This is a genomic window from Pseudomonas mendocina, assembly GCF_900636545.1.
In the GTDB taxonomy this organism is placed as follows: domain Bacteria; phylum Pseudomonadota; class Gammaproteobacteria; order Pseudomonadales; family Pseudomonadaceae; genus Aquipseudomonas; species Aquipseudomonas mendocina.
Genome location: NZ_LR134290.1, coordinates 2,166,660 through 2,190,457, shown reverse-complemented (window position 1 = coordinate 2,190,457; position 23,798 = coordinate 2,166,660). Strand labels below are relative to the sequence as shown.

Below are 23,798 nucleotides of genomic sequence, written 5' to 3'. Positions count from 1 at the left end.
GAATGCTCTCGGATGGAAGACACGAGGTTTTGAATCAAGCGGGCGATGTTAGCAGGCCGACGGCCCCCGGCTCCAGCAGGCCGCCCCGTGTGATGGGCAAGCTGGCGATGAGAAAGTCGAGGAAGGTCTTGACCTTCATCGCCTGGAAGCGCCGCGACGGATAGATGGCATAGACCTCGCCCACCGGCAAGCGCGCCTCAGGCAGTAGCTCGACCAAACGCCCGCTACGCACAGCCTCTTCGCTGATCATCACCGGCAGCCCGGAGATGCCCGCGCCGGCCAGGGTCGCCTCACGAGCAAAGGTGATGTTGTTGCAGGTCATCACGCGCTGGCAGGGCAAATGCTCGCCCAGCAGCGGCCAGTAGCGCGGCGCATCGTGCTGCAGGAGGATAGCCCGATGTCCCTCCAGTTCGGCGACGCTGCGCGGTGTACCGTGCGCAGCCAGATAGGCAGGGCTCGCACACAGACGCCGGCCGCTTTCGAACAGTTTGCGCGCAATCAAGGTGGAATCCTGCGGCTGACCGACCTGAATGGCGATGTCCACGCCCTCCTCCAATGGGTCGACGGAGCGCGACGTCAGCTCCACCTCTGCATCGATCTGTGGGTATTGGCGCATGAACTCGCCCAGTACTCGCCCGAGAAAGAGCTGGCCGAATTCAATCGGGGACGTGATGCGCAATAGCCCGGAGGGCTCGCGCTGCAGTTGCATCACCGCCTGCTCGGCTTCGGCGAAATCGAGCATGATCTGCCGGCAACGCTCGTAATAGGCCTGTCCCACCTCGGTCAAACGCAACTTGCGCGTGGTGCGATTGAGCAGGCGGACACCGAGACGCTCTTCGAGCAGCGCGATGCGCCGACTAACCGTCGACTTCTGCATGCCCATGCTGGTCGCGGCCTGGGTGAAGCTGTGGCATTCCACCACTCGGGTAAAGATCAGTGCGTCATCAAGCCCCATGATTGTTCCTCATAAGCAACAAAGCATGCCAAGTCTAGAGTCTACTAGCTCAAAGGGAACACTGTTAAATTTACTTACATTTCTTTGCCGCATCCCGAGCCTCAAGCATGCCTGCCAAACTGCAACGTCGCCTTCTCGTCTTCGCAATCGTCCTGGCCCTCATCGTCGGCGCCCTGCTCGCCCAGTGGCTACTGGTCGGCCGCTACCACGAGAGCACGGACAACGCCTACGTACAGGGCGAGATCACCCGCGTCTCGAGCCAGCTGAATGCACGCATCGAAAAGGTGTTGGTACGCGACAACCAGCACGTGGAAGCCGGTCAGTTGCTGGCCGTGCTGGAAGACGCCGATTTCCGCCTGACTCGCCAGCGCGCCCTCGCAGCCCTGGAAACCCACCAGGCCGAGCGCGCCCAGGCGCAGAGCAAACTCGACCAGCAGGCCAGCTTGATCGCCGCCAGCCAGGCCGATGTCGCCGCCAGCCAGGCCACGCTGGATCGCTCCAGGCTCGACCTCGGCCGCGCCCAGACCCTGCGCAAGCCGGGCTATGTCTCCGAAGAGCGGGTCACCACCCTGGCCGCCGACAACCGTGTGGCCCGTTCGCAAGTGGCCAAGGCTCAGGCCGATCTGCAGGCGCAGCGTCAGCAGGTTTCCAGCCTGGAAGCCGAGCTCAAGCGCCTGGATGCACTGATTCTTTCCGCACAGGCCGACCTGGAACAGGCCGACCTCAATCTCTCGCGCACACAGATTCACGCGCCAATCAGCGGCATGGTCGGCCAGCGCTCGGCGCGTGAAGGCCAGGTGGTGCAAAGCGGCGCCTACCTGCTGTCGCTGGTACCGGATCAGGACATCTGGATTCAGGCCAACTTCAAGGAAACCCAGATAGGCCGCATGCGCCCGGGACAAAAGGCCGAGCTGCTGTTCGACAGCTACCCGGACACGCCGATCGAAGGCCGCATCGACAGCCTGTTTGCCGCCTCTGGCGCGCAGTTCAGCCTGCTACCGCCGGACAACGCCACCGGCAACTTCACCAAGGTGGTGCAGCGCATCCCGGTCAAGCTGACCTTCGCTGCCGACAATCCGCTGCGTGGCCTGATCCGCCCCGGCATGTCGGTGGAGGTCACCGTGGACCTGCGCAGCGACGACAGTCATGACGGGTGATGCGCTGATCCGCCCCACGGCGGAGCCCAGCCGCCGCGACTGGATCGCCGTGATGAGCGCCATGCTCGGCGCCTTCATGGCGGTGCTGGATATCCAGATCACCAACTCCTCGCTGAAAGACATCCAGGGCGCGCTCTCCGCGACCCTGGAAGAAGGTTCATGGATCTCCACCTCCTACCTGGTGGCCGAGATCATCATGATCCCGCTGACCGCCTGGCTGGTTCAGCTACTCTCGGCGCGGCGCCTGGCCGTGTGGGTGTCGGTGGGTTTCCTGATCGCCTCGCTGCTCTGCTCCATGGCCTGGAGCCTGGAGAGCATGATCGTGTTCCGCGCCCTGCAGGGTTTCACCGGCGGCGCGCTGATCCCGCTGGCGTTCACCATGACGCTGATCAAACTGCCCGAGCATCACCGCGCCAAGGGCATGGCCCTGTTCGCCATCACCGCCACCTTCGCGCCCTCCATCGGGCCGACGCTGGGTGGCTGGCTGACCGAGAACTGGGGCTGGGAGTACATCTTCTACATCAATGTGCCGCCCGGCCTGATCATGATCGCCGGCCTGCTCTATGGCCTGGAGAAAAAGGCGCCACACTGGGAGCTGCTGAAGACCACCGACTACGCCGGCATCGTCACCCTGGGCATAGGCCTAGGCTGCCTGCAGGTATTTCTCGAAGAAGGCCACCGCAAGGACTGGCTGGAATCTCAGCTGATCGTCGGCCTGGGCAGCGTGGCCCTGGTGAGCCTGATCCTGTTCGTCATCCTGCAGATATCCCGCCCCAATCCACTGATCAACCTAGGCGTGCTGCGCGAACGCAACTTCGGCCTGGCCAGCATTTCCAGCCTGGGCCTCGGCGTCGGACTGTACGGTTCGATCTATGTGTTGCCGCTGTATCTGGCACAGATTCAGGGCTACAACGCCATGCAGATCGGCGAAGTGATCATGTGGATGGGCGTGCCGCAGCTGTTCCTGATCCCGCTGGTACCCAAGCTGATGAAGATCATCTCGCCGAAATGGCTGTGCGCCCTGGGCTTTGCCCTGTTCGGCGCGGCGAGCTTCTTCTCCGGCGTGCTCAACCCGGACTTCGCCGGCGAGCAGTTCCAGCACATCCAGATCATCCGCGCTCTGGGCCAACCGCTGGTGATGGTCACAGTGTCGCTGATCGCCACCGCCTACATCCTGCCGCAGGATGCCGGCTCGGCCTCCAGCCTGTTCAACATCCTGCGCAACCTCGGCGGTGCCATCGGCATCGCCCTGCTCGCCACCCTGCTGGATGCGCGCGCCAAGGTCTATTTCGACTACCTGCGCGAATCCATCGTGCCGACCAATCCACAGGTGGAGGAGCGCCTGCACCTGCTGACGCAAACCCTGGGTAGCGAACAGGCTGCACTGGCCAAGCTAAGCCAGATCGTCCACGAGCAAGCGATCATCATGGCCTACAACGACGCATTCCATTTCATCGGCATCGCCCTGGGTGTGAGCATGCTGGCGATCCTGCTGACACGAAAGCTGCCGCAGAACATGGCGGGTGGCGGCGCGGCGCACTGACCCTGCTCCGTAGGAGCCTCGCCCCGCGGCGAATCGCAAGAACACCGCGAAGCCAACCGCTTCGCCCCGGGGCGAGGCTCCAACACAGACTCCATAGATACCGCCAGACCTGTGGGAGGGGCTTCAGCCGCGACCGTCGCCGCTACAACTGCATGGATGCAGGAGGTAGAACGAAGCGGGATGCCAGAGTCGAAAGCGCCTCACCACACTCACTGATGCATCAAACCTGCAGCAACCGATCCCGCAGCTTCTGAATCTCGTCACGCAACTGCGCCGCAGCCTCGAACTCCAGGTCGCGCGCCAGGGCATACATCTTCTCTTCCAACTGGCGAATGCGCTTGGTGATCTCGCTTGGCGAGCGCAGCTCGTTCTCGTAGCGAGCACTCTCCTCCGCGGCCTTGGCCATACCTTTGCGCTTGTTGCTGCGCGCCCCCGGCACCACCGCACCTTCGAGGATGTCCTTGACGTCCTTCTGCACCCCCTTGGGCACGATGCCGTTGGCTTCGTTGAAGGCGATCTGCTTCTCGCGGCGCCGCTCGGTCTCACCAATGGCGCGCTGCATCGAGCCGGTCATGTTGTCGGCGTAGAGAATCGCCTTGCCATTGAGATTGCGCGCCGCACGGCCAATGGTCTGGATCAGCGAGCGCTCGCTGCGCAGGAAACCCTCCTTGTCCGCATCGAGGATCGCCACCAGCGACACCTCGGGCATATCCAGGCCCTCGCGCAGCAGGTTGATGCCCACCAGTACATCGAAAGCGCCAAGGCGCAGATCGCGGATGATCTCTACCCGCTCCACGGTATCGATGTCCGAGTGCAGGTAACGCACCTTGACATCATGATCACCCAGATAGTCGGTCAAGTCCTCGGCCATGCGCTTGGTCAGCGTGGTAACCAGCACACGATCCCCTGCCGCCACCCGTAGACGAATTTCCGAGAGCAGATCGTCGACCTGGGTGCGCGCCGGGCGCACCTCCACTTCAGGATCGACCAGGCCGGTAGGTCTTACCACCTGCTCGATCACCCGACCGGCGTGCTCGGCCTCGTAAGGGCCGGGCGTGGCGGAAACGAAGATTGTCTGCGGGCTCGCCGCCTCCCACTCCTCGAAACGCATTGGCCGGTTATCCAGCGCCGACGGCAGACGGAAGCCGTACTCCACCAGGGTTTCCTTGCGCGAGCGGTCGCCCTTGTACATCGCACCGACCTGCGGCACCGAAACGTGGGACTCATCGATCACCAGCAGCGCTTCGTCAGGCAGATAGTCGTAGAGGGTGGGCGGCGGCGCGCCGGCCGGACGACCGGACAGGTAGCGCGAGTAGTTTTCGATGCCGTTGCAGTAGCCCAGCTCGAGGATCATCTCCAGGTCGAAACGCGTGCGCTGCTCCAGACGCTGCGCCTCCACCAGCTTGTTGGCGCCACGCAGGTATTCCAGACGCTGCTGCAGTTCGACCTTGATGTGCTCCACCGCCTCCAGCAAGGTTTCGCGCGGCGTGACGTAGTGGCTCTTGGGGTAGAAGGTGAAGCGCGGCAGCTTCTGGATCACCTCGCCAGTCAGTGGATCGAAGGCGCTGATGCTCTCCACCTCGTCATCGAACAGCTCGACACGAATCGCTTCAAGATCCGACTCCGCCGGGAAAATGTCGATCACATCGCCGCGCACGCGGAAAGTCGCACGGGCGAAATCCATGTCGTTGCGCGTGTACTGCAGCTCGGCCAAGCGCCGCAGCAGCGCGCGCTGGTCCATCTTGTCGCCCCGATCGAGGTGCAGCACCATTTTCAGGTACTCCTCAGGGCTGCCCAGGCCGTAGATCGAGGACACGGTGCAGACCACGATCACGTCCTTGCGCTCGATCAGCGCCTTGGTCGCCGACAGACGCATCTGCTCGATATGGTCGTTGATCGAGGCATCCTTCTCGATGAAGGTGTCCGACGACGGCACATAGGCTTCCGGCTGGTAGTAATCGTAGTAGGAGACGAAATACTCCACCGCGTTGTTCGGGAAGAACGCCTTGAACTCGCCATAGAGCTGCGCGGCCAGGGTCTTGTTCGGCGCCAGCACCAGGGTCGGGCGCTGCACCTGGGCGATCACGTTGGCGATGGAAAAGGTCTTGCCCGAGCCGGTCACCCCCAGCAAGGTCTGGTGGGAAAGACCGGCCTCCAGCCCCTCGACCATCTGCCGGATTGCCTCGGGCTGATCGCCGGCAGGCTTGAAGCGGGTCACCAACTGAAACTCGGACATGCAGCACCTCGACAAATGACTGTGACGCATCCTTTCGGACTGCGTCAAAAGCCATGAATTGCGGGGCGATCTGGCGATAGGTCCAAGTAGAGTCGAATTACCTGGCAAAAGGCCTTAATTCAGGGCTTTGCGCTGTCGCCCCCTGGATTCAGGGTCGTTATACTAACGCCCCGTTTACGCGCTCCCTAGCGCTTTCGTTGGGGACGCCTGGCCACCCACCCCTCACTCGAGTTGCCGCACCCATCATGAGTCTCTTCTCTGCCGTCGAAATGGCTCCGCGCGATCCCATCCTGGGCCTCAACGAAGCATTCAACGCCGACCCCCGCACCACCAAGGTCAACCTTGGCGTGGGCGTCTACTACAACGAGGAGGGGCGAATTCCGCTGCTGCGCGCCGTCGCAGAAGCCGAAAAAGCGCGTATCGAGGCTCACGCCCCGCGTGGCTATCTGCCGATCGAAGGCATCGCCGCCTATGACAAGGCCGTGCAGGAGCTGCTGTTCGGCAAGGGCGCAGCCCTGATCGAAGCCGGCCGCGTGATCACCACCCAGGCCCTGGGCGGCACCGGCGCACTGAAGATCGGTGCCGACTTCCTCAAGCGCCTGCTGCCGGACGCCACCGTGGCCATCAGCGACCCGAGCTGGGAAAACCACCGCGCACTGTTCGAATCCGCCGGCTTCCCGGTGCACAACTACCGCTACTACGATCCGTTCAGCAATGGCGTGAACCGTGGAGGCATGCTCGAAGACCTGCGCAACCTGCCGGCCCGCTCCATCGTCGTGCTGCACGCCTGCTGCCATAACCCGACTGGCGTCGACCTGCAGCTGGAAGACTGGAAAGCCGTGCTGGAAGTCCTGCGCGAGCGTGAGCACGTGCCCTTCCTCGACATCGCTTACCAGGGCTTCGGTGACGGCATCGACCAGGACGCCGAAGCCGTGCGTCTGTTCGCCGAGTCAGGCCTGGAGTTCTTCGTCTCCAGCTCCTTCTCAAAATCGTTCTCCCTATATGGCGAGCGTGTCGGCGCCCTGTCGCTGGTCACCAGCAGCCGTGAAGAGTCGGGCCGCGTACTGTCGCAACTCAAGCGCGTGATCCGCACCAACTACTCCAACCCGCCAACCCATGGCGCCACCGTGGTCGCCAGCGTACTCAACAGCCCGGAACTGCGCGCCATGTGGGAAGCCGAGCTGGGCGAAATGCGCGATCGCATTCGTAGCATGCGCCTGGCCATGGTCGAGCAACTGGCGGCATTGGGCGCCAAACGCGACTTCAGCTTCGTAGCCGAGCAGCGCGGCATGTTCTCTTACTCCGGCCTCACCGTGGAGCAAGTGGAGCGCCTCAAGGAAGAGTTCGGCATCTACGCCGTAGGCACCGGCCGCATCTGCGTCGCCGCGCTGAACCACGGCAACCTGGACAGCGTCACTCGCGCCATCCACGCAGTGCTTTAAGCCGCTGCGATAAACAAAAAACGCCGGCTTCGAGCCGGCGTTTTTTTGTTTACGCCTGAGAGGGACGAAATGCCGCCACTATAGCAACAAGCCCACGCTACAGGGCGCCTCTAAAAACGTAGGCGAGGTAGTCAGCGCAAGGCAAAAACAGGCGAAGAAGCGCAGTTTACGTGTTGTAAATGAGCATTCTGAGGCTGTTTTTTAACGCAACGATGGCAACGCAGGTAGTTTCTAGAGGTGCCCTACAACGGCGATGCAATACCCATCCCTGCTACCGACAGCATTGCATAGGAAAGAATCAACACGCACATGCAACACACGTAAAAACGCTTACGACTTCCTGCCATTCGCCACGCTCCATTTTTTGTGAAACCTATCACAGAATGCAGCGCGAAAGGCAAAATGCCATCAAAGGAATGGTGATGGCGCACCAGTGAGACCTCTGCAGAACAGCAGGCCATCCAAAAGGTTGACTTCTCTTTTTTAATCAGTAACATACGCGTCGTTGTTCCGCGATAGCTCAGTCGGTAGAGCAAATGACTGTTAATCATTGGGTCCCTGGTTCGAGTCCAGGTCGCGGAGCCAAATTCAAAGCCTCGGTTCATACCGGGGCTTTTTCATTTCCTCTGAACTCTCTCCAGGGACTGCTCCTAGGTTATTCGCTTCGCTCACCCCTTCGGGGCCGCGCTGAAGCGCGTTCAGCTTCGCTGTCGAGTCCAGGTCGCGGAGCCAAATTCAAGAACCCAGCCTAGTGCTGGGTTTTTTATTACCTGCAGACTCCCAACAAGGTACTGCGTCCCAGGTTATTCGCTTCGCCCCCCCCTTCCAGCGCTGCGCTAGAGCGCGTTCAGCTTCGCTGGCGAGCCCAGGTTTTGGAACCAATCGAAGCCATTCGCAGGTAGATGGCATAAATTCGTGAAAGCCTAAGAGCGGCCAGGTGTTGACCTCCGACTCGTCGTGGCAGTAGTAGCCAGAGAGACGAAGGAGAGAATGGGCACAACGGGGAAGATAGATGAAGTCGCAACGCGCATTGACGCCCAATGCAAGAAGACTCCAAGCCCTCCACCTACCGCCCAAAGCCGCTTTCCCAGTATCAAGTCAGTTATCTGAACGTTGCCGCATATGAATCCAGTCGACAATATCCCCCTCCGGGCGATAGCCACTGACCGTCTCCCGAAGCAACTGTCGCACTCGGTCATAATCGTCACTTTCCAATGCTCCCAGTAGCTCCCTCAATACACGCTTGTACACATCCCAGGAGAGCATCTCCTCGTTCGCTCGCATGATCATGGGATGCTGTGTCTCACTGACGTCATTACCAATCAACAGCTCTTCGTACAGCTTTTCACCTGGCCGCAAACCGGTAAATTCTATCGAGATATCGCCTTGCGGATTGCGCTCAGAACGCACACTCAGGCCACTCAAATGGATCATCTTCTCGGCCAAATCGAGGATCTTAACCGGCGGCCCCATGTCTAGAACAAACACATCTCCGCCCTGACCCAGCGAGCCAGCCTGTATCACCAATTGTGCTGCTTCCGGGATCGTCATGAAGTAGCGAGTGATATTGGGGTGAGTAACGGTAAGTGGCCCACCGCGCCGAATCTGCTCATGAAACCTCGGAATCACTGAGCCAGACGAACCCAATACATTGCCGAAACGAACCATATTGAAGCGCGTTTTATTAACGCGATGAACACCATCCTCACCAAATAGAACGGGGGCCGACTCATCACTCAACGCCTGTAGAATCATCTCGGCAAGACGCTTGCTACTACCCATCACATTGGTAGGTCGGACCGCCTTGTCAGTTGAAATAAGCACGAAATGCTCCACACCCGCCTGAATCGCAGACTGGGCGACATTTAACGTCCCTACCACATTGTTAAGTACGCCCTCGGCAATGTTGTGCTCAACTATGGGCACATGCTTATAGGCCGCAGCGTGGTACACAGTATTAACATGCCAAGTCTGCATAACATCCAGCAGCCAAGCTGCGTGACGTACAGACCCCAAAATGGGAACTAGCTGCAAGGGCAGGTATTCGCGCTGAATACGTTCCTCCAACTCGGCGTGAATGCTGTAAAGGTTGTATTCCGAGTGATCGAACAGCACCAGCACCCTTGGAGCACTTGCAACGATCTGCCTACACAACTCGGACCCGATAGAACCGCCCGCACCGGTGACCATTACCACCTGGCCTTTGATGCAGCGGTCCAGCAATGCCTGGTTTGGCGGTACTGGGTCTCGCCCCAGCAAGTCGGCAATATCGACCTCCTGCAGGTCGTCGACCTTCACCCGCCCACTAGCTAGATCCATGAAACCAGGCACAGAACGAACATGCAGCGGAAAACCCTCCAAGTCTTCAAGTATTTCACGCCGCCGCGCCCGCGAGAGAGAGGGCACCGCTAGTAGAATTTCCTGCGCCCCGGTCTCTTCGATCATCTGCTGGATGTGTTTGGGCTTGTAGACCTGGAGACCGGCGATGATTCGCGTGGCAATATTGTCGTCATCATCGACGAACGCCACCGGCTGCATAGATCGCCCCATCCGAAGCGCAGCGACAAGCTGATTACCCGCAGCCCCAGCTCCGTAAACAGCCACCTTGGGCAAAGCACCCGCACGACTGGCATTAACGAACGGCATCTTCCGCGCCGCCACATACCAGTCGCCCATAAAGTACTGACGCATCAGCAAGCGCAGCCCGCCGATCATGAACAGACTCAACCACCAGTAGTTGAACACAAGCGAACGAGGCACCAGCGCTGGCGGATCGCGATACCAGTAAACAGCCAGCGCCAGCGTCAAGGCGGAGAACGTGACCGCCTTGAAAATCGCCAACAGCGCATCATTGCCGAAATAGCGCATTACCGCGCGGTACATACCCAGCCGGACAAAGCAGGGAATGGCGATAAATGGAGCCACGACGAATAACCAGAGGTGGTCACCCCATGGCTCGATGCGCTGGTCGAATCCCAGGCGCACCACAAATGCCAGCCACAGCGCTAGCCAGACCAAGCCGATATCCACCGTAACCTGCAGCAGACGCTTGTAGCGCCGTGGCAACTTGACCAGCCTCTTGCGCAGCTTATCCGTCATCCGTTCCTCTTGATCGTCCAGTGGTAGGCCGTCGATCTCATATCGACTCGCGCTAACTTAAATAACACCGAATACCCGCATACGCTCCCCCAAACTGCGCCAGAGCTACTCCACCGCTCCCGCCTCGAAACGCCATGCCAACCACGCCAAGGGACTATATGCCAAAAGCAATCCCACAACGCCATCCAAATAGCCCAGCGCCACACCAACGGCCAGGGGCAATAGCCATATCAAATTCAACAACGCGACCGCCAGCGTTACCGGTAAATGTCGTCGAAACCGGCGCGAAGCAAACTGGTAGGCATGACTACGGTGCGCCTCGTAGACCCGCTCGCGCCTTATCAGGCGATGCAACAGAGTCCAGGTCGCATCCACTACGAAAACGCCGAGCAGGATCAGCCAAGACCACAGCAGCTCGCTCGCTACCCACGCCGCCTGCAACGCCAGAGCACCCAGCATCAAACCGAGAAAGCCACTGCCGGCATCTCCCATGAAGATTCGAGCCGGCGGGAAATTCCAGTACAGAAAGCCCAATGCCGCCAGCCCCAGCGCCAAAGGCGTCCATGCCAGAGAATGATGGCCAAGTAGCCCATAGAGCAAAGCACCACTGAGGCATACACAAATGGCCTCAACTGCCGCAATACCGTCAATTCCATCCATGAAGTTATAGAGGTTAAGCAGCCACACCAGGCCTACCAGCGCCAATCCATGACCCAGCCAGCCCAACTCTAAAGATACATCGACCACTCGCAATGGCGGTAAGCCACCCAGCCAGACCAAGACCCAGGCTGCCGCAGCAAAATGCCCGAGCAAACGCCAGCGCGCAGCGATATGGCCGTGATCGTCGAGAAAACCTAGCGCCGCCACCCAGGCGCCGCCACCGAACAGCGCCCACATCACCGGCCATTGCAACACCGCCTCCGCGGCCAATATGGGCAGCACCGCGAGAAACGCCAAGACAATCGCCAGCCCGCCGCCACGGGGAGTTGGCACCACATGCGAGCTGCGTGCATTAGGCACATCCAGTAGGCTACGCGCCAATGCGTAACGACGCACACCGCCTGTCAGCCCCCAAGACACCAGCAACACTCCCACTAGCCATATCGGAATCATTGCTCGCGCCCTCGCAGGAAATCCTGCGCAGTCGCGGCCAATGCCTCATCGACACCCTGCGGCGCCTGCCAATGCAGCAAGCTGCGTGCCTTACCGCTGTCGACCCGTAACTCGCCGCACAGGCGTTGCGATGCCGCCGCCCGTCCCAGCAGATAAAAGCCTGCATGCAGCCAGGCGCCAGGCAATGGCACCAACCAAGAGCGCGAACCGAGCGCGGTGGCGAGAGCGCGGCTCAACTCGGTCACGGACAGATCCCTGCCATCGCTCACCAGAAAACGCTGATTGGCGGCCGCCGGATGAGTCATGCAACAGACAAGAAAATCGACCAGGTTCTCCAGCGCCACCAGGCTGCGTAGATTGTGCAAACTCCCCAGCGGTAGCGGCAGGCCACGCGCAAGCGCCTGCATCATGCGCCGAAAGTTGGCCCGCACCCCAGGTCCGTAGACCAGTGGCGGCCGAACCACCACCCATTCCATACCGTGCTGCTCACAAAATGCTTGTACAAGCTGCTCTGCTTCCCACTTGGACTGGGCATAGGCATCCTGAGGGTTCGCCGCGTCCCGTTCGGAAAAAGGCCTGCCCGGAAGACTAACCTCGCCATTCACCTTGATCGAACTGACCAGAACGAAGCGCCGCACACCGGCCCCAGCGGCAGCCTCGAGCAGAGCTCGTGTCCCCTCCACATTGACCGCCCTGAATGCCGCTAGCGGATTCTGTTGGCTCTCTTCCATCACATGCACCCGAGCGGCCGTGTGCACCACCACCTCAATCCCACACAGCGCCTTAGCAGCGACCCGCCCCTCGGCCAGATCGCCCAGCGCCCGCTGCTCGCAATGAAGATCGCCCGACGCCAGCAGGCGCACACCGGCAACCGGCTGCACGGCGGGCTCACGCGTCAGACGGCGCAGAAGTGCCGCGCCAACCAGGCCATTGGCTCCACTAACCAATACCTGCATCAGGCCGGCTCCAGCAATTGCAGTATGTCCTGCGCCATCTCGTCCATGATGCGCTGACGCGCATAGCGCTGGACAAACGCAGCGCGATCAGTCAGCCCAAGCTCCAGTCGCTCGAAACTTTCAAGCGCGGCCTCTGCGTCGCAAGGCGCAAACACTGCGGTATTGGTCAGCTCGGCGGCGATAAACTCTGCTGCATAGCCCGCGACTCCGGCCCAGATGGGTTTACCGGTCGCGGCATACTCGAACAGTTTAGAAGGCAGCACTCGCTTGAATGCGGGATAATCATTGAGGTGCAAGAAGAGAACGTCGCACCCCCGATACAATTCTAATAGATCCTCTCTTGCGACAGGCGGCAACAACTCCACATTGTCCAGATCACTGGTTTGAAGATAATCACGCAACACATCAAGACGCCCACCCGCCCCCACGATACGGAACCGAACCCTTGGCCCCAGGCGCCGCGCGAGTTCAGGCAGGATCAGGTGCATGCCCTGCCCGTCCCCCAGATTACCGGCATACAGCACCTGTATCGGCTCGACAGCTTCACGTGCACTTCCCCTGGCAGTAGCCGCGAGATTCACAAACGCGTCATCTACTCCATTGGAAAAAAGGGAGAAAGCCCGCCCAGGGTAACGTCGCTGGAAATATTCAAGAAACCCCCTTGAAACCAGGTTGACGCGATCCGCCCGGCCTACGGTCCAGCGCTCGACAGCACCAAACACAAGCCCCAGAAAGCTTCCGAGCGGGTAACGAAAAAGTAGCGGCAGGCTTTCGACGAAAATATCGCGAATGTCCAGGTACAGATATGATCGCCGGCGATAGGCGACCCAGGCACCGAGTGCAGCAGTCATAAGGCGAGACGATGTCGCCACCACTATGTCGTATTCCTGGCTTGAAGTAAGACGATGAACCTTCCGGGCGTAACGTACGAATGACAGCGCCTGACCAACAAAACCTTGGCGTATCATCGGCAAACGTACACGCTTTATTCGCAGCCCGGGCAACTCCTCCATCGATACAGCCTCGACACTATGGTCGGTGTAACGATTGGGCTGAGTCGTCAGCACATCAAGCTGGACACCAGCATCTTCGTAGCGCTGGAGCCGCTCAACAAGCGCGCTAGCCCGAAAAGACCCAGCCGAAAGATCTGGCGGGTAGAAGAACGTCAACAACAGAATTCGGCAGGTCATATGACTCTGACAGCAGTGATACTTGGTAGATATTGAGCAACATATACCAAGTCCGGATATCCAGCCTCAACGCCGCACGTAACAACGGCCATATAAAGCCCACTATAAAAACCAAAACAAGCACTAAAAAAAAACGAAACCATAATTAGCGCAATACATCTAATGTAAAAATTTTCATATAGCATGCACCTCGAATCAGTCATCAGCTCGCACAGTAATAACGAGGCGCTGCAGTGTGTTGGAACCATCTTTTGCACGATAATCTGCAATAACCGTTTTCATGCCCTTTTGTAGATAGTGTACCAAAAATCGCTTAGGTGTTTCTTGCCTAACACGGCGGGTATATCCCTTGCGAGCTAGATCATGAAAAACTGCAGCTTCCAGCCCCATCAAAGATTTTGGCGACTCGACCACATAACGATCAAATGTACCTCGCTCATTACGGATCAGATCGTATCGCACAATACGACCTTCAAAGACAAGTGCCCCATCGCGATCCAAGTTAATAGCATTTTTAACAAACTCACGGACAGGCACAGGCCTGTTATTATCGGCTGACCGATCTTGCGGCCTCTCAATATCCTCGCCACAACCAGCAAGCAGCGCCGAAAAAAAACACACAATTACTCCACTATTCCTCATACTTACCCCTATAAATAACCAGAAATCGACAGAAGGGCTTACATTAGCCAACTATTTTTAGAGCGCATCATAAATCCAAACAAAGCCTCCCCTAAAAAATCCATATCATAGGCACTAGAAGCACGACAATTATCGCAACCAAAAAGCTTACAGGAAGCCCAAGCCTGAAATAGTCCGAAAATTTATAACGCCCCGGACCATAAACCATAAGATTCGTTTGATAGCCGATAGGAGTCAAAAAGCTTGCCGATGCCGCAAACATAATTGCAATCACAAACGGTAAAAACGACACGCCCAACTGCTCCGACACAGCCATCCCCACAGGAAACATCAAAACAGCTGCAGCATTATTTGTAATCAGCTCGGTAAAAAAAACAGTCAGTAGATAAACACCTAGCAATGCAATCCATGGTGACACCTGGTCACCCGAAAATACAAAGCGCGCAATATCTGCTGCCGCCCCCGTTACAGTCATAGCATTACCCAAAGCGAATGACGCCGCGATCACCACAATAACGGGTAGATCAATATGCTGCCTCGCTTTGCTCGCCGTAATACAGCGGCAGGTTACCATGGCTCCTGCTGCGATAAGCGCAGCCTCCAGTAATGGCAAAACGCCCAGCGCTGATAGTAACACCATGCTCAATAGAATCCCCAAGGCCAAAGGAGCCTTGGAGAAATCAGGCGGAGTCGAATCGTTCAACGCACTGAGCAAAAGGAAATCTCGGCGAAAACGATATTGCTCGACAAACTCATGGCTGGCTTCCAACAGAAGCGTGTCACCTGCCTGCAATTCGATGCTACCCAGTTTTCCTGGGAGCCGATTACCCTCACGAGATACGGACAGGACAACAGCATTGAAACAAGTGCGAAAACGTGATTCACGTATAGTTTTACCAAGAGCCGGAAATTCAGCACTCAACACAACCTCGACCAGGCAACGCTGATGATTGGCTACATCCAGCTTATGAATACTACCACTGGCCGGCTTCAGGCCCTGTATTCGGCGCAGTTCACTTGCACACTCCGGAGCACCAATGAAGTAAAGTTTATCGCCCCCCTGCAGGGTACGATTAGGCTCCACAGCAGTAATCAAGTCGCCATTGCGCTCAATCTCGGCCAAGTAGCCATACATCAGGTTACGCAAACCAGCCTGAGCGATGGTCTTGCCTGGCAAAGGACCCGAGCCCTCAACCTCAACCTCCACCCCATACTCTCGAGCCTGATCGAGTTGCTCCTGCACACCATCACGACTGGGCAAAATCTTGCCGGCGAATAGCATCATAAATACGGTACCGGCAAGCAGGATCGGCACCCCAACCAAGGCCACATCAAATAGCCCCAGGTGGGTTCCTGTTTGGCTTTGCAATAGACCGTTTACTACAAGATTGGTACTAGTACCAATCAGTGTGCAAGTGCCTCCCAAGATAGTGGCATAACTAAGTGGTAATAGTAATTTGGACGCGGGAATTGCCAGGCGCTGAGACCAATCTTGAATAGCAGGTATAAACATAGCTACAACGGTGGTATTGTTCATAAACGCACTCAAAATGCCGACCGGCAACAGCATACGCCCCAGCGCACCCTGCACTGAATGCGGCTGCCCCAGTAACCGTGCAGATATCCACTGCACGGCACCAGTCTCCTTAAGACCCGCGGCAACCACATACAAAGTAGCAATAGTGATCACGCCGGTATTGGAAAATCCTGCCAACGCTTGTGCCGGCGTCAAGATGCCAGTGGCAAGTAAGCACGTCATGGCACTCAGCAGGACGAGATCTGCCGACAGCTTTGTAATAGCTAGAGCCAGCAAAACACTGGCAACTACAAACAATGTAAAAAACGCATCCAAGCTCACAAACCACCCACTTGAGTATCTACAAGCAAAAAAGCAGAACCCCACCTCGAGGAGGTGGGGCGCTGTCTTGAAATAAAAGCTGAATACGCAGCGAAATCACCACGTACTTACTTAGCACGTCACCTGCAAGCTATCACCACTGCTGCGCCATTGCTGCCACGAAATCCTCTAGCTGAGCATACGGAAGCTCATTAATACCGGCAGCAGCTTGCCGCCCACCGCCAGTGGGGAAGCGGCGAGCCAAATCATCGGCACCTTTTCGATTATTCAACGGAGCACGTATGCTGACCTGAACATGCTCACCGCCTGCCTCAGTCACCACCGCACAAGCCTGATCGGGATTGCGATTTGCCAGCTCATTACCCAGCACACCACTCACCCTACGAGCCCACGCCTCGTCAGGCAGTACAACGACCAATGCCGAATTACAATGATGCAACGCCGGACATGCTAACCCCTTACTCATATCCTCAGCGTATCCTGCACTTAAGTTGCGCCACACTTCTGGCTGCTCTGCCATCAACATTAGAGGATCGGAGAAAGGCAAAAGGGCTTGGAACAGATCGGCTGGATGGTAGTGAAGATCAGGTAGAGCGGCACCGTAACCGTTATAGTTCACACAGATGCCCAGATGCTGTAGCGACTGCGCCTGCGCTGAACTCAAGCCAGCCTCAGCTGATAATTTCTCGGCCACCGCGTTAAGATTGTCACCAAATGCAGCAACAATGGCCCAATGGTGAAAGCGCCCTTTCAAATGTTGGTCTACCAGCAAGCTAGTGCAAGTAGAGGATCCCGTATCAATCAATGCAGTAAAAGCGGGGTGAGAGGGTATTTCCTCACCTGGATAATGATGATCGCAATAAAAAATACGGCTACCGGCCAGCAACAACGCTTCGAGTGCTTCGCGATTCTTGTCCAGACTTATATCTAGCGCTGTCACATCCAGCGCATGACCCAACGGTAACTGGCGCAAGAGGCTTATATCGCGCTTAACCCCCGTAACGAGAACCGACTCTCGCGGCTCGGCCAAACGCAACTGTATTAGCGCGCAAATACCGTCAGCGTCTCCATTGAATACATCATAACTTTGCATCTCAAACTTCCTTCAAGATGCTGCGACTCTTGAGAAACTCGACGATTTTCATCACCGCCTCATCAAGGTCAAGCACAGAAGTATCAATCGACAGCTCAGGGTTTTCAGGCACCTCGTAATCCGAGTCGATGCCAGTAAAATTACGGATCTCCCCCGCGCGAGCTTTCTTGTATAGCCCTTTGGGGTCGCGCAATTCACAAGTGCTCAACGGCGTAGCCACGTAGACTTCCACGAACTCGCCAGGGCCAACGAGCTCTCGAACCATTTCTCGCTCAGCGCGAAACGGCGAGATGAAGGCGGCCAACACCAGCATTCCGGCATCGACAAACAGGGCTGAAAGCTCTCCTATACGGCGAATGTTCTCCTGCCGGTCCTGATCGGAGAACCCCAAGTCTTTGTTCAACCCATGTCGAACGTTATCGCCATCCAGTAGATAGGTGTGATGGTTAAGCTCGAACAACCTCTGCTCCAATGCGTTGGCCAGGGTCGATTTGCCAGACCCACTAAGCCCCGTAAACCAGAGAACACATGGCTGCTGACGTTTCTGTTCGGAGCGATGCGCCTTGTTGACCTTGTAGGTCTGCCAGACGATGTTGGAGTTTATGCTCATGTAGTGAAGTCGTTTCCAATCGTTAAAAATAAAATCGTTCCAGATTTTTTGGGCTTACTGAAAGCGCTCTTGCTAGATATGCTCCTACCTCGCATAAGGCTTTCTTCGAATGGATTAAAGCCTGCCGGCTCCGATCCAGTTGCTGGTAATCAAACTCAGAGCCACAGCAAGCCAAAACGCTAGAGGGATTTTAACCTAAGCAGTAACCAAGCGCAGACCTACAAACCGGTCAACCAGACGCTGCAAGCACAAAATCCGTGCCGCCCCAGCAAAACCTCAAGCCTGGGCAATCTCCGAGTATCCATCGAGACGTTCAAGCACAGCAGGCAGCAAGGCTATCGCATCTGAATAGCGCTGCGCATTGCAGCTTGCCTCGATCGCGGCGCACAGTGCGGCGAGTTCCAATTGCCACGCCTCTAGGCCCTGCAACTCCTTCCGTAGCAACTGTGCCTGGCCCAGCAGCTCGGCCAAATCCCCCAAACGCAGCACTGGCCATCCCGCTCCAATCGGCTCCATGCTCCAGCGCCCCCAATTCAGCAGAACCGGCCCAGAGTTTGCACACTGGTAAATATTAGCGAAGCCGGTATCGGGGGTGAATATCCATACAGGTAGACGCTGTAACAGCTCAATCAGTTTTGGCAGAGCCTCTACAAAGCGATCCAACTGCTGTCGCTGGGAGGTGTCGATGGTTGCGATCCGCATCTTCTGCAGATTGTCAGCATGCAGCCTCTGCCATAGACAAGGCCGTGAACGTTTATAGCGCTGCATCAGAGCACTGCTCGGCTGAACATGCATCAAGCTTGCAAGTAACTGCCTACGAAGCCTTCTGCCCGCCAACATGCTTACGAGAGCGCCGTCGGGCTGCTCATACAACAAACAATGCAGCCCTGCCACTTTCGTTACACCACATAGGCGTAATGCCGGCAAATCGGTTAGAGCTTCAGAAGCCAGCACGGACTCATGCAGCGCCAGCGTGCGTCGGTTGGCGTCATAAAGCTTTATCAGGTATCCCTCGGCGCCGAACTTGATCGCCAAGGCAGCGACATTCGCGATACCCGTCTGTTGCCAGCTAATATCCACGTCGTCGCCTTGCCAGGCAGTGTGTTCACGCAGCAAAGACTGAACCCAGTCTTTGCGACACTCAGGGTCTAACAGACGCAAAAACTCGCCCTTCTCGTGCGAGGACGAAGGTAAAAGAACCTTACCGTGGAAAAATAACGCATCCAGCTTGCTTTGCTGCCGCCTCAGGTTGGCAAGATCACCTATCATGCCAGCCATACGCTGCATCAACTGCCTGCTCAACAGGAGCGCGACGATACCAACAATAACTCCAGGCGGAGTCCATAGAATGAAATCGCAGACCAGGTAACCGAAAGCGAAGAAAAAGCCGAACCCGGAAGCTATCGCCAGAACGCTCGCCAGATTCCGCTCAAGCTTCTGTCGAAAGCCTTGACTCCACGTGTGCAGGCTGTAAATCACTACCCAAGCCAGCAGCATATACCCGAACAACACTGCCGACATCGTCGGGTAGAAATAACCCAAGCCTCCCAAGGCAAAAGCGATGAACACACCGCTTGCCAAGGCCCGAGAGAAGCGCGAATAAGCATCTCGGGCTAATTCATCTTGATTATCGAATAGCGCCATCTTATGGCTACGCAAGAGCAGACGCTGCGCGCCTTGAGTGGTGATACTGCGAATCAGCTTTTCTGCCAATAGGTGCAGCAAGTAAAAACCTATAGTTCCCAAACATAAAGAACCAATCAGTATCTCCCAATCCAACGCAGCCAGACGCTCGGGAAAATACCGCGGCACGCGCTCTGAACCCAGCAAGATAATGACTTTCAACGGTAGGAAAAAAGCCAACAGAGAGGATATTTGCGAAACCAGGGTCAAGCCTACAATCGTTAATGTGTTCGCTGGCACAACGCGCGCAAATTTTGCGCCGAGAGACAGTGCCCAACGCAACGTCTGCGTCACGGAAGCCATCATGAGCTCAGCCCTCGGTTCCACGCATAGAGTTGTTCAAAATTACTCTCTTTTTTCGAAGTCGAAGTAGAATGAGAAGCACGCCAATTACTCATTGAGTGCCGAGAACTTTTTTATAAAGATCCACCAACTCATGCTCCTGGGCCTCCCAAGAGAGTTGACTGGATGCCTGACGCGCACGCTCGGCATAGTGAAGGCGAAGCGCTCTGTCGCCAACAAGCCTGCCAATGGCCTCAACAAGCGCTGCGGAGTCACCCGGCTTGACCAATACACCAAGATCGTATTGCCGCACAATGAGGCGGATTTCGGGAAGGTCTGAGGCAATGACAGGCAGCCCTGCCTGTACGTACTCGAAAAGCTTGTTGGAATCGGTCGTGAAGTGGTTGAAGCAGGTATTCTCGATGGGCTGAACACCAATGTCTGCAGAAGCGGTATAGCTAGGTAACTCAGCTAAAGCGACTGTCGAAATAAAGCGAACACGATCGGCCACCCCCGCCTCCTGCGCAATCGTTTGCAACACCCCATCAAGACGACCACCGCCAATAAAGACGAAATAGGTATCAGGAACATCTTTCGCTAAACGGGCCAGTCGCTCCAGCCCCCTGCCCTGCTGAATCCCTCCCTGATACAGAATGATTGGCCAAGGCCGCTCCAATCCCAACTCTTCTCGAATTCTATTCGACTGAATTTTCTGCTGTTGACGGGGCCTGTTTTGCAAAACTATCGGCCGAGGAATATGGTAAGCGCGCGCAAAAAACTTCGCCCTCGCATCAGTAGTAGTGATCGCACCATCAACCCGCGGCATTAAAACTCGCTCAATCATACCGACAAGTTTTCGAAGCCCCGCATACCCCTCTCGGCTGGTGCTAATTTCATGAGCGTCGTACACCAAGCATGCTTTCGCAAGCTTTGCCGCTACCCAGCCAGTCACCAAGGTATTGACATCATGGGAATGGATAACGTCAGGTTTGGCCCTCAGCATGCCAAGCAGCAAGTAGAAATGCGTCCAAAGACGCGCCACGATTCTTAAGCAAAATCTGAATAAGCCTAATCTAGCGAATGATTTGGCTCCCGCATTAGTTTTACCGGGCGCAGTAGATTTTCTATATTTCCAGAATGGGCTTCGTGGAACCCTAAGAACATGGATCCCGTCTTGCAGGGTTTCTCGCAACGAAGTCACACCCGGCGTATGCAGGGCGTGCACACTTACGTGATGACCGGCCAAGGATAGCGTCTGAGCCTCCTTAAGAACGCGTGCGTCGTTGGTAAATTCATTCCAAACGATCATTGAGATGCGTGCCACATTTACTCCGAGAAAGGCTGGCGCCATATTCATTTAATCTATAGTAAACTTAGCAGAAAATAGCAAAAGCCACTAAGTCACTAAACACTAAACACTAAACACTATCTAGCATAGCCAAAGTGAAAGAAATCTGGCTCGTAAACTGAAAACACCCGCGTCCTCAAGTCGGCGGTCCAACCATCACCCTCAGCGAAATCAACTGCGTCCTTCGCTGCTGTCTTGCGCTCTCTTGTTTTATTGGCATGAGGAATTTGCGAAACAGAAATCCCCACCTTCTGCAATAGCGATGGCAGCGTCTCGCCAATATCCTCAAGCCTTAACCATTGATCTACACCTATAAGACCTTTAGCATCGCACACATACTCAAATTGCGGCGACATAAACCAATACATATCTCCTCTATTTCGAATCTGCCAACAAAGAACGTCAACCACAAACTCCGAAAAAGACATCATCAAATCGTACTTAAGATACCGATAAAGGGACAATGCACGAGCATACGGATCTCTGACAACAGAAAACACGAAATACTCCTGCATCAATGCTTCATCGGCGTACCCAAACCGCAAATAGTCCCTATAAGTAAGGTGAGCCAACCTAGGAGGTCCTGCATCAGGATTATCATTCGGCCTGAGCAACAATGGTGCCCGCCCTTCCCACGTCAACCCGCAATTATCAAGAAATATCCGCTCAACGCTTTGCCCCCCACATTTCGGGATATGGACAAAAACGCAACGATGCGAATGCGAGATCATGCGAAACCTCTAAAACCATACTTCAAAAAAAGACAGCATATAACTGGCCATATCGAGACAAGCAACAGGCCAAGTCATTATAGAAAAAAGACCAAAACCAACTGGGGCATTTAAGAAAAATAATCAGAAATCAAAGAAAAAGCGTCTCCCTTATCGAGAGCGACATGACCTTTCTTGTACCGTTCTCGCGAATAAATCAGCACATCCAATTCAATATCACATCTTTCTTTTTCAAGCACATCAAGAAAAGGCAATAAATGGATTCGATAATGACTATCATGCAAGCTGCAAACTATTTTCACATTTGCACGATGCGTGCAATTTTTAAGATAATGAAGAGGCTCATATAAACTCACATCTTCACCAACGAAATCTTCTACTACCACTCTACTAGCAGGATGTTTTTGCAAAAATATTTGAGGACACTCTGAGATTGCACTTGAGTTTTCAGTTAGCAGCGCAAGCAAAAGAGCAGCAAAGCCCCCCATAGAAGACCCATAGAATAAAACCTTCTTGAATCCACGTACCGCACAAAGCTCCCGGACACAAGATGAAACTTCCGCTAAACAACTCCTCCCACTTCGGTCTATATACCAACTCCCTCCAGCCTTTGAATACGCAGGATCATTTTGATAAGGATCAGCCAGATACAAAACATTCCAAAACTTAGAAAACTCTCGCCCCCAAGAGATCCGCGGATAATAAGGATATATATCCTTATTTCGAACAGACGGCAAAAAAACGACTAAAACATCGCTACCATCACAACCGAAAAACTCAAAAGGAATTTTTCTTCCCAGCGCATCTTCAAAACTTACACCACCAATCATATTTCAAGACTCATATTAACACGTGCTTAACCCGGCACAAAAAATGCTCTAGTAACTCCGAATCGTTTTTTTGCAATTCATCCAACTCTATATATTCACCTCCATAGCTCTCTAGTACATCATAATTACCTATAACAGTTACGGCTGAAGATTTTAACTTCTGAACCTCTTCGATATTCCAAGCATCAACAATAGCTCTATAGGCTGCAAGAGGCTTAATCTTTGTACCAGCGACTAGCCCAGCTGTTGAAAAAAAGAATCTCTTGATAAATCCATCAAGTAATTTTTTCTTCTCTCTAAGATCAACATCAGGAGCATCAACTTCAACTTTATTGACAAATTTTTTTAATATCTCAACATCCTCCATGCAAAGAGATTGATTTGACTCCCGTCCCTGAACTTTAGACACCACAGCTTCCGAACTTAATCCTATAGAGGAACAAAAATCAAACCAAAGTTGCTCCGGAGAACTATCATCAACCACAATGACATCTACACTACAGAACTTCGACCACCGCCCAGCTATTTCTCCAAAGGCATAGGTGCGCCATGGACCTGAAATAGCACCTCTATTCCTAACAAATGACTCATAAAACTCTACATATCCTTTTAAATTCCCCCCCTTAATATATTGCTGCCATGCAGAAGGGATAATTTTTTGTAGATTTCTCGCAGTTAAAATAACCTTATGCGGCGTTCCAATCTTTTTGAGCAAGCGCTCGACGCCTTTATCATCCAAAGTGGAAATTGCTTCAGAGGAAAGAACAACCCTCTGCTCATCTCGAACTCCAGCAAGTGAGTCAAGCAGTAATTTAGAAGATTTTACATCAAGATCATTTTCTTTCTTGTTCCAGTAAATATCAGATCCGCACAACCCATAAAAAGCGGACTGATGATTGAACGAACCAGTCTTCGGATATACAAACCCCTTAGACTCTAACAACTCTCGATTGGCATCAAAAACCTTCTGAAGATAGGTAGTACCGGTTTTCATCATACCAATATGAAGCACTATCTCTGCCACTCAAAC

General features: G+C 55.2%; 18 protein-coding genes and 1 tRNA gene. 4 read left to right on the top strand and 15 right to left on the bottom strand.

Features of this window, described 5'->3' with window-relative positions; genetic code table 11:
* Positions 1 to 34 precede the first annotated feature (34 nt).
* Positions 35 to 955, bottom strand: coding sequence for a LysR family transcriptional regulator (locus tag EL191_RS10020; protein WP_013715110.1), 921 nt, complete (start codon positions 953 to 955; stop codon positions 35 to 37).
* Between the two features lie 107 nt (positions 956 to 1,062).
* Here EL191_RS10020 and EL191_RS10015 point away from each other — a divergent pair, with 107 nt between their 5' ends.
* Both EL191_RS10015 and EL191_RS10010 read left to right on the top strand, forming a co-directional pair.
* Entirely contained in the window at positions 1,063 to 2,112 is a 1,050-nt protein-coding gene (locus EL191_RS10015) for an HlyD family secretion protein (protein ID WP_017363973.1), read from the top strand.
* Complete coding sequence (locus EL191_RS10010) at positions 2,102 to 3,655, top strand: MDR family MFS transporter (protein ID WP_013715108.1); 1,554 nt, start codon at positions 2,102 to 2,104, stop codon at positions 3,653 to 3,655. The genes EL191_RS10015 and EL191_RS10010 overlap by 11 nt, the downstream gene beginning before the upstream one ends.
* Before the next feature lie 220 nt (positions 3,656 to 3,875).
* Here the strand turns inward: EL191_RS10010 and uvrB are convergent, their stop codons facing one another.
* Positions 3,876 to 5,891, bottom strand: coding sequence for an excinuclease ABC subunit UvrB (gene uvrB / locus EL191_RS10005; RefSeq protein WP_017363974.1), 2,016 nt, complete (start codon positions 5,889 to 5,891; stop codon positions 3,876 to 3,878).
* A gap of 245 nt (positions 5,892 to 6,136) precedes the next feature.
* On the opposite strand from uvrB, the gene EL191_RS10000 reads away from it, so the two are divergent.
* Positions 6,137 to 7,333: an amino acid aminotransferase gene (locus EL191_RS10000; protein ID WP_041978511.1), complete on the top strand. Its 1,197-nt coding sequence runs from the start codon at positions 6,137 to 6,139 to the stop codon at positions 7,331 to 7,333.
* A gap of 509 nt (positions 7,334 to 7,842) precedes the next feature.
* A tRNA-Asn gene (locus EL191_RS09995) sits at positions 7,843 to 7,918 on the top strand.
* Between the two features lie 513 nt (positions 7,919 to 8,431).
* On the opposite strand, the gene EL191_RS09990 is transcribed toward EL191_RS09995, so the two are convergent.
* The 13 genes from EL191_RS09990 to EL191_RS09930 all read right to left on the bottom strand — a co-directional run bounded on the left by EL191_RS09990 (position 8,432) and on the right by EL191_RS09930 (position 23,792).
* Positions 8,432 to 10,432 carry a polysaccharide biosynthesis protein gene (locus EL191_RS09990; RefSeq protein ID WP_041978508.1) on the bottom strand — a complete coding sequence of 667 codons (2,001 nt, stop codon included), beginning with the start codon at positions 10,430 to 10,432 and terminating at the stop codon, positions 8,432 to 8,434.
* 105 nt (positions 10,433 to 10,537) lie between these two features.
* Entirely contained in the window at positions 10,538 to 11,545 is a 1,008-nt protein-coding gene (locus tag EL191_RS09985) for an MraY family glycosyltransferase (RefSeq protein WP_041978505.1), read from the bottom strand.
* Positions 11,542 to 12,501 (bottom strand): NAD-dependent epimerase/dehydratase family protein, encoded by a 960-nt coding sequence (locus tag EL191_RS09980; RefSeq protein ID WP_041978502.1) that lies wholly within the window; start codon positions 12,499 to 12,501, stop codon positions 11,542 to 11,544. Before EL191_RS09980 ends, EL191_RS09985 begins: the two co-directional genes overlap by 4 nt.
* Positions 12,501 to 13,670, bottom strand: coding sequence for a glycosyltransferase family 4 protein (locus EL191_RS09975; protein WP_232005524.1), 1,170 nt, complete (start codon positions 13,668 to 13,670; stop codon positions 12,501 to 12,503). The genes EL191_RS09980 and EL191_RS09975 overlap by 1 nt, the downstream gene beginning before the upstream one ends.
* Before the next feature lie 216 nt (positions 13,671 to 13,886).
* Positions 13,887 to 14,312, bottom strand: coding sequence for a hypothetical protein (locus EL191_RS09970; RefSeq protein ID WP_126403477.1), 426 nt, complete (start codon positions 14,310 to 14,312; stop codon positions 13,887 to 13,889).
* 112 nt (positions 14,313 to 14,424) lie between these two features.
* A complete protein-coding gene (locus EL191_RS09965) occupies positions 14,425 to 16,191 on the bottom strand; it encodes an SLC13 family permease (RefSeq protein ID WP_041978499.1) in 1,767 nt (588 codons plus the stop codon).
* 133 nt (positions 16,192 to 16,324) lie between these two features.
* A complete protein-coding gene (locus tag EL191_RS09960) occupies positions 16,325 to 17,284 on the bottom strand; it encodes a DHH family phosphoesterase (protein ID WP_041978496.1) in 960 nt (319 codons plus the stop codon).
* Between the two features lies 1 nt (position 17,285).
* Complete coding sequence (cysC, locus tag EL191_RS09955) at positions 17,286 to 17,894, bottom strand: adenylyl-sulfate kinase (protein WP_145972599.1); 609 nt, start codon at positions 17,892 to 17,894, stop codon at positions 17,286 to 17,288.
* A gap of 276 nt (positions 17,895 to 18,170) precedes the next feature.
* Positions 18,171 to 19,883: a hypothetical protein gene (locus EL191_RS09950; protein WP_041978493.1), complete on the bottom strand. Its 1,713-nt coding sequence runs from the start codon at positions 19,881 to 19,883 to the stop codon at positions 18,171 to 18,173.
* 88 nt (positions 19,884 to 19,971) lie between these two features.
* Positions 19,972 to 21,183 (bottom strand): glycosyltransferase family 4 protein, encoded by a 1,212-nt coding sequence (locus EL191_RS09945; protein WP_041978539.1) that lies wholly within the window; start codon positions 21,181 to 21,183, stop codon positions 19,972 to 19,974.
* Between the two features lie 101 nt (positions 21,184 to 21,284).
* Positions 21,285 to 21,938: a sulfotransferase family 2 domain-containing protein gene (locus EL191_RS09940; protein ID WP_080764269.1), complete on the bottom strand. Its 654-nt coding sequence runs from the start codon at positions 21,936 to 21,938 to the stop codon at positions 21,285 to 21,287.
* Positions 21,939 to 22,048: 110 nt separating this feature from the next.
* Positions 22,049 to 22,768 carry a hypothetical protein gene (locus EL191_RS09935; RefSeq protein ID WP_126403476.1) on the bottom strand — a complete coding sequence of 240 codons (720 nt, stop codon included), beginning with the start codon at positions 22,766 to 22,768 and terminating at the stop codon, positions 22,049 to 22,051.
* A gap of 10 nt (positions 22,769 to 22,778) precedes the next feature.
* Entirely contained in the window at positions 22,779 to 23,792 is a 1,014-nt protein-coding gene (locus EL191_RS09930) for a hypothetical protein (protein ID WP_126403475.1), read from the bottom strand.
* Positions 23,793 to 23,798 lie beyond the last annotated feature (6 nt).

Excerpts from the sequence above, each read along its gene's own strand:
- EL191_RS09950 (WP_041978493.1), bottom strand. The coding sequence starts at position 19,883 with ATGATGGCTTCCGTGACGCAGACGTTGCGTTGGGCACTGTCTCTCGGC.
- EL191_RS10010 (WP_013715108.1), top strand. The coding sequence starts at position 2,102 with ATGACGGGTGATGCGCTGATCCGCCCCACGGCGGAGCCCAGCCGCCGC.
- EL191_RS09935 (WP_126403476.1), bottom strand. The coding sequence starts at position 22,768 with ATGATTGGTGGTGTAAGTTTTGAAGATGCGCTGGGAAGAAAAATTCCT.
- EL191_RS09990 (WP_041978508.1), bottom strand. The coding sequence starts at position 10,432 with ATGACGGATAAGCTGCGCAAGAGGCTGGTCAAGTTGCCACGGCGCTAC.
- EL191_RS09985 (WP_041978505.1), bottom strand. The coding sequence starts at position 11,545 with ATGATTCCGATATGGCTAGTGGGAGTGTTGCTGGTGTCTTGGGGGCTG.
- EL191_RS10000 (WP_041978511.1), top strand. The coding sequence starts at position 6,137 with ATGAGTCTCTTCTCTGCCGTCGAAATGGCTCCGCGCGATCCCATCCTG.
- EL191_RS09960 (WP_041978496.1), bottom strand. The coding sequence starts at position 17,284 with ATGCAAAGTTATGATGTATTCAATGGAGACGCTGACGGTATTTGCGCG.
- EL191_RS09940 (WP_080764269.1), bottom strand. The coding sequence starts at position 21,938 with ATGATCTCGCATTCGCATCGTTGCGTTTTTGTCCATATCCCGAAATGT.
- EL191_RS09980 (WP_041978502.1), bottom strand. The coding sequence starts at position 12,501 with ATGCAGGTATTGGTTAGTGGAGCCAATGGCCTGGTTGGCGCGGCACTT.
- EL191_RS10015 (WP_017363973.1), top strand. The coding sequence starts at position 1,063 with ATGCCTGCCAAACTGCAACGTCGCCTTCTCGTCTTCGCAATCGTCCTG.
- cysC (WP_145972599.1), bottom strand. The coding sequence starts at position 17,894 with ATGAGCATAAACTCCAACATCGTCTGGCAGACCTACAAGGTCAACAAG.
- EL191_RS10020 (WP_013715110.1), bottom strand. The coding sequence starts at position 955 with ATGGGGCTTGATGACGCACTGATCTTTACCCGAGTGGTGGAATGCCAC.
- uvrB (WP_017363974.1), bottom strand. The coding sequence starts at position 5,891 with ATGTCCGAGTTTCAGTTGGTGACCCGCTTCAAGCCTGCCGGCGATCAG.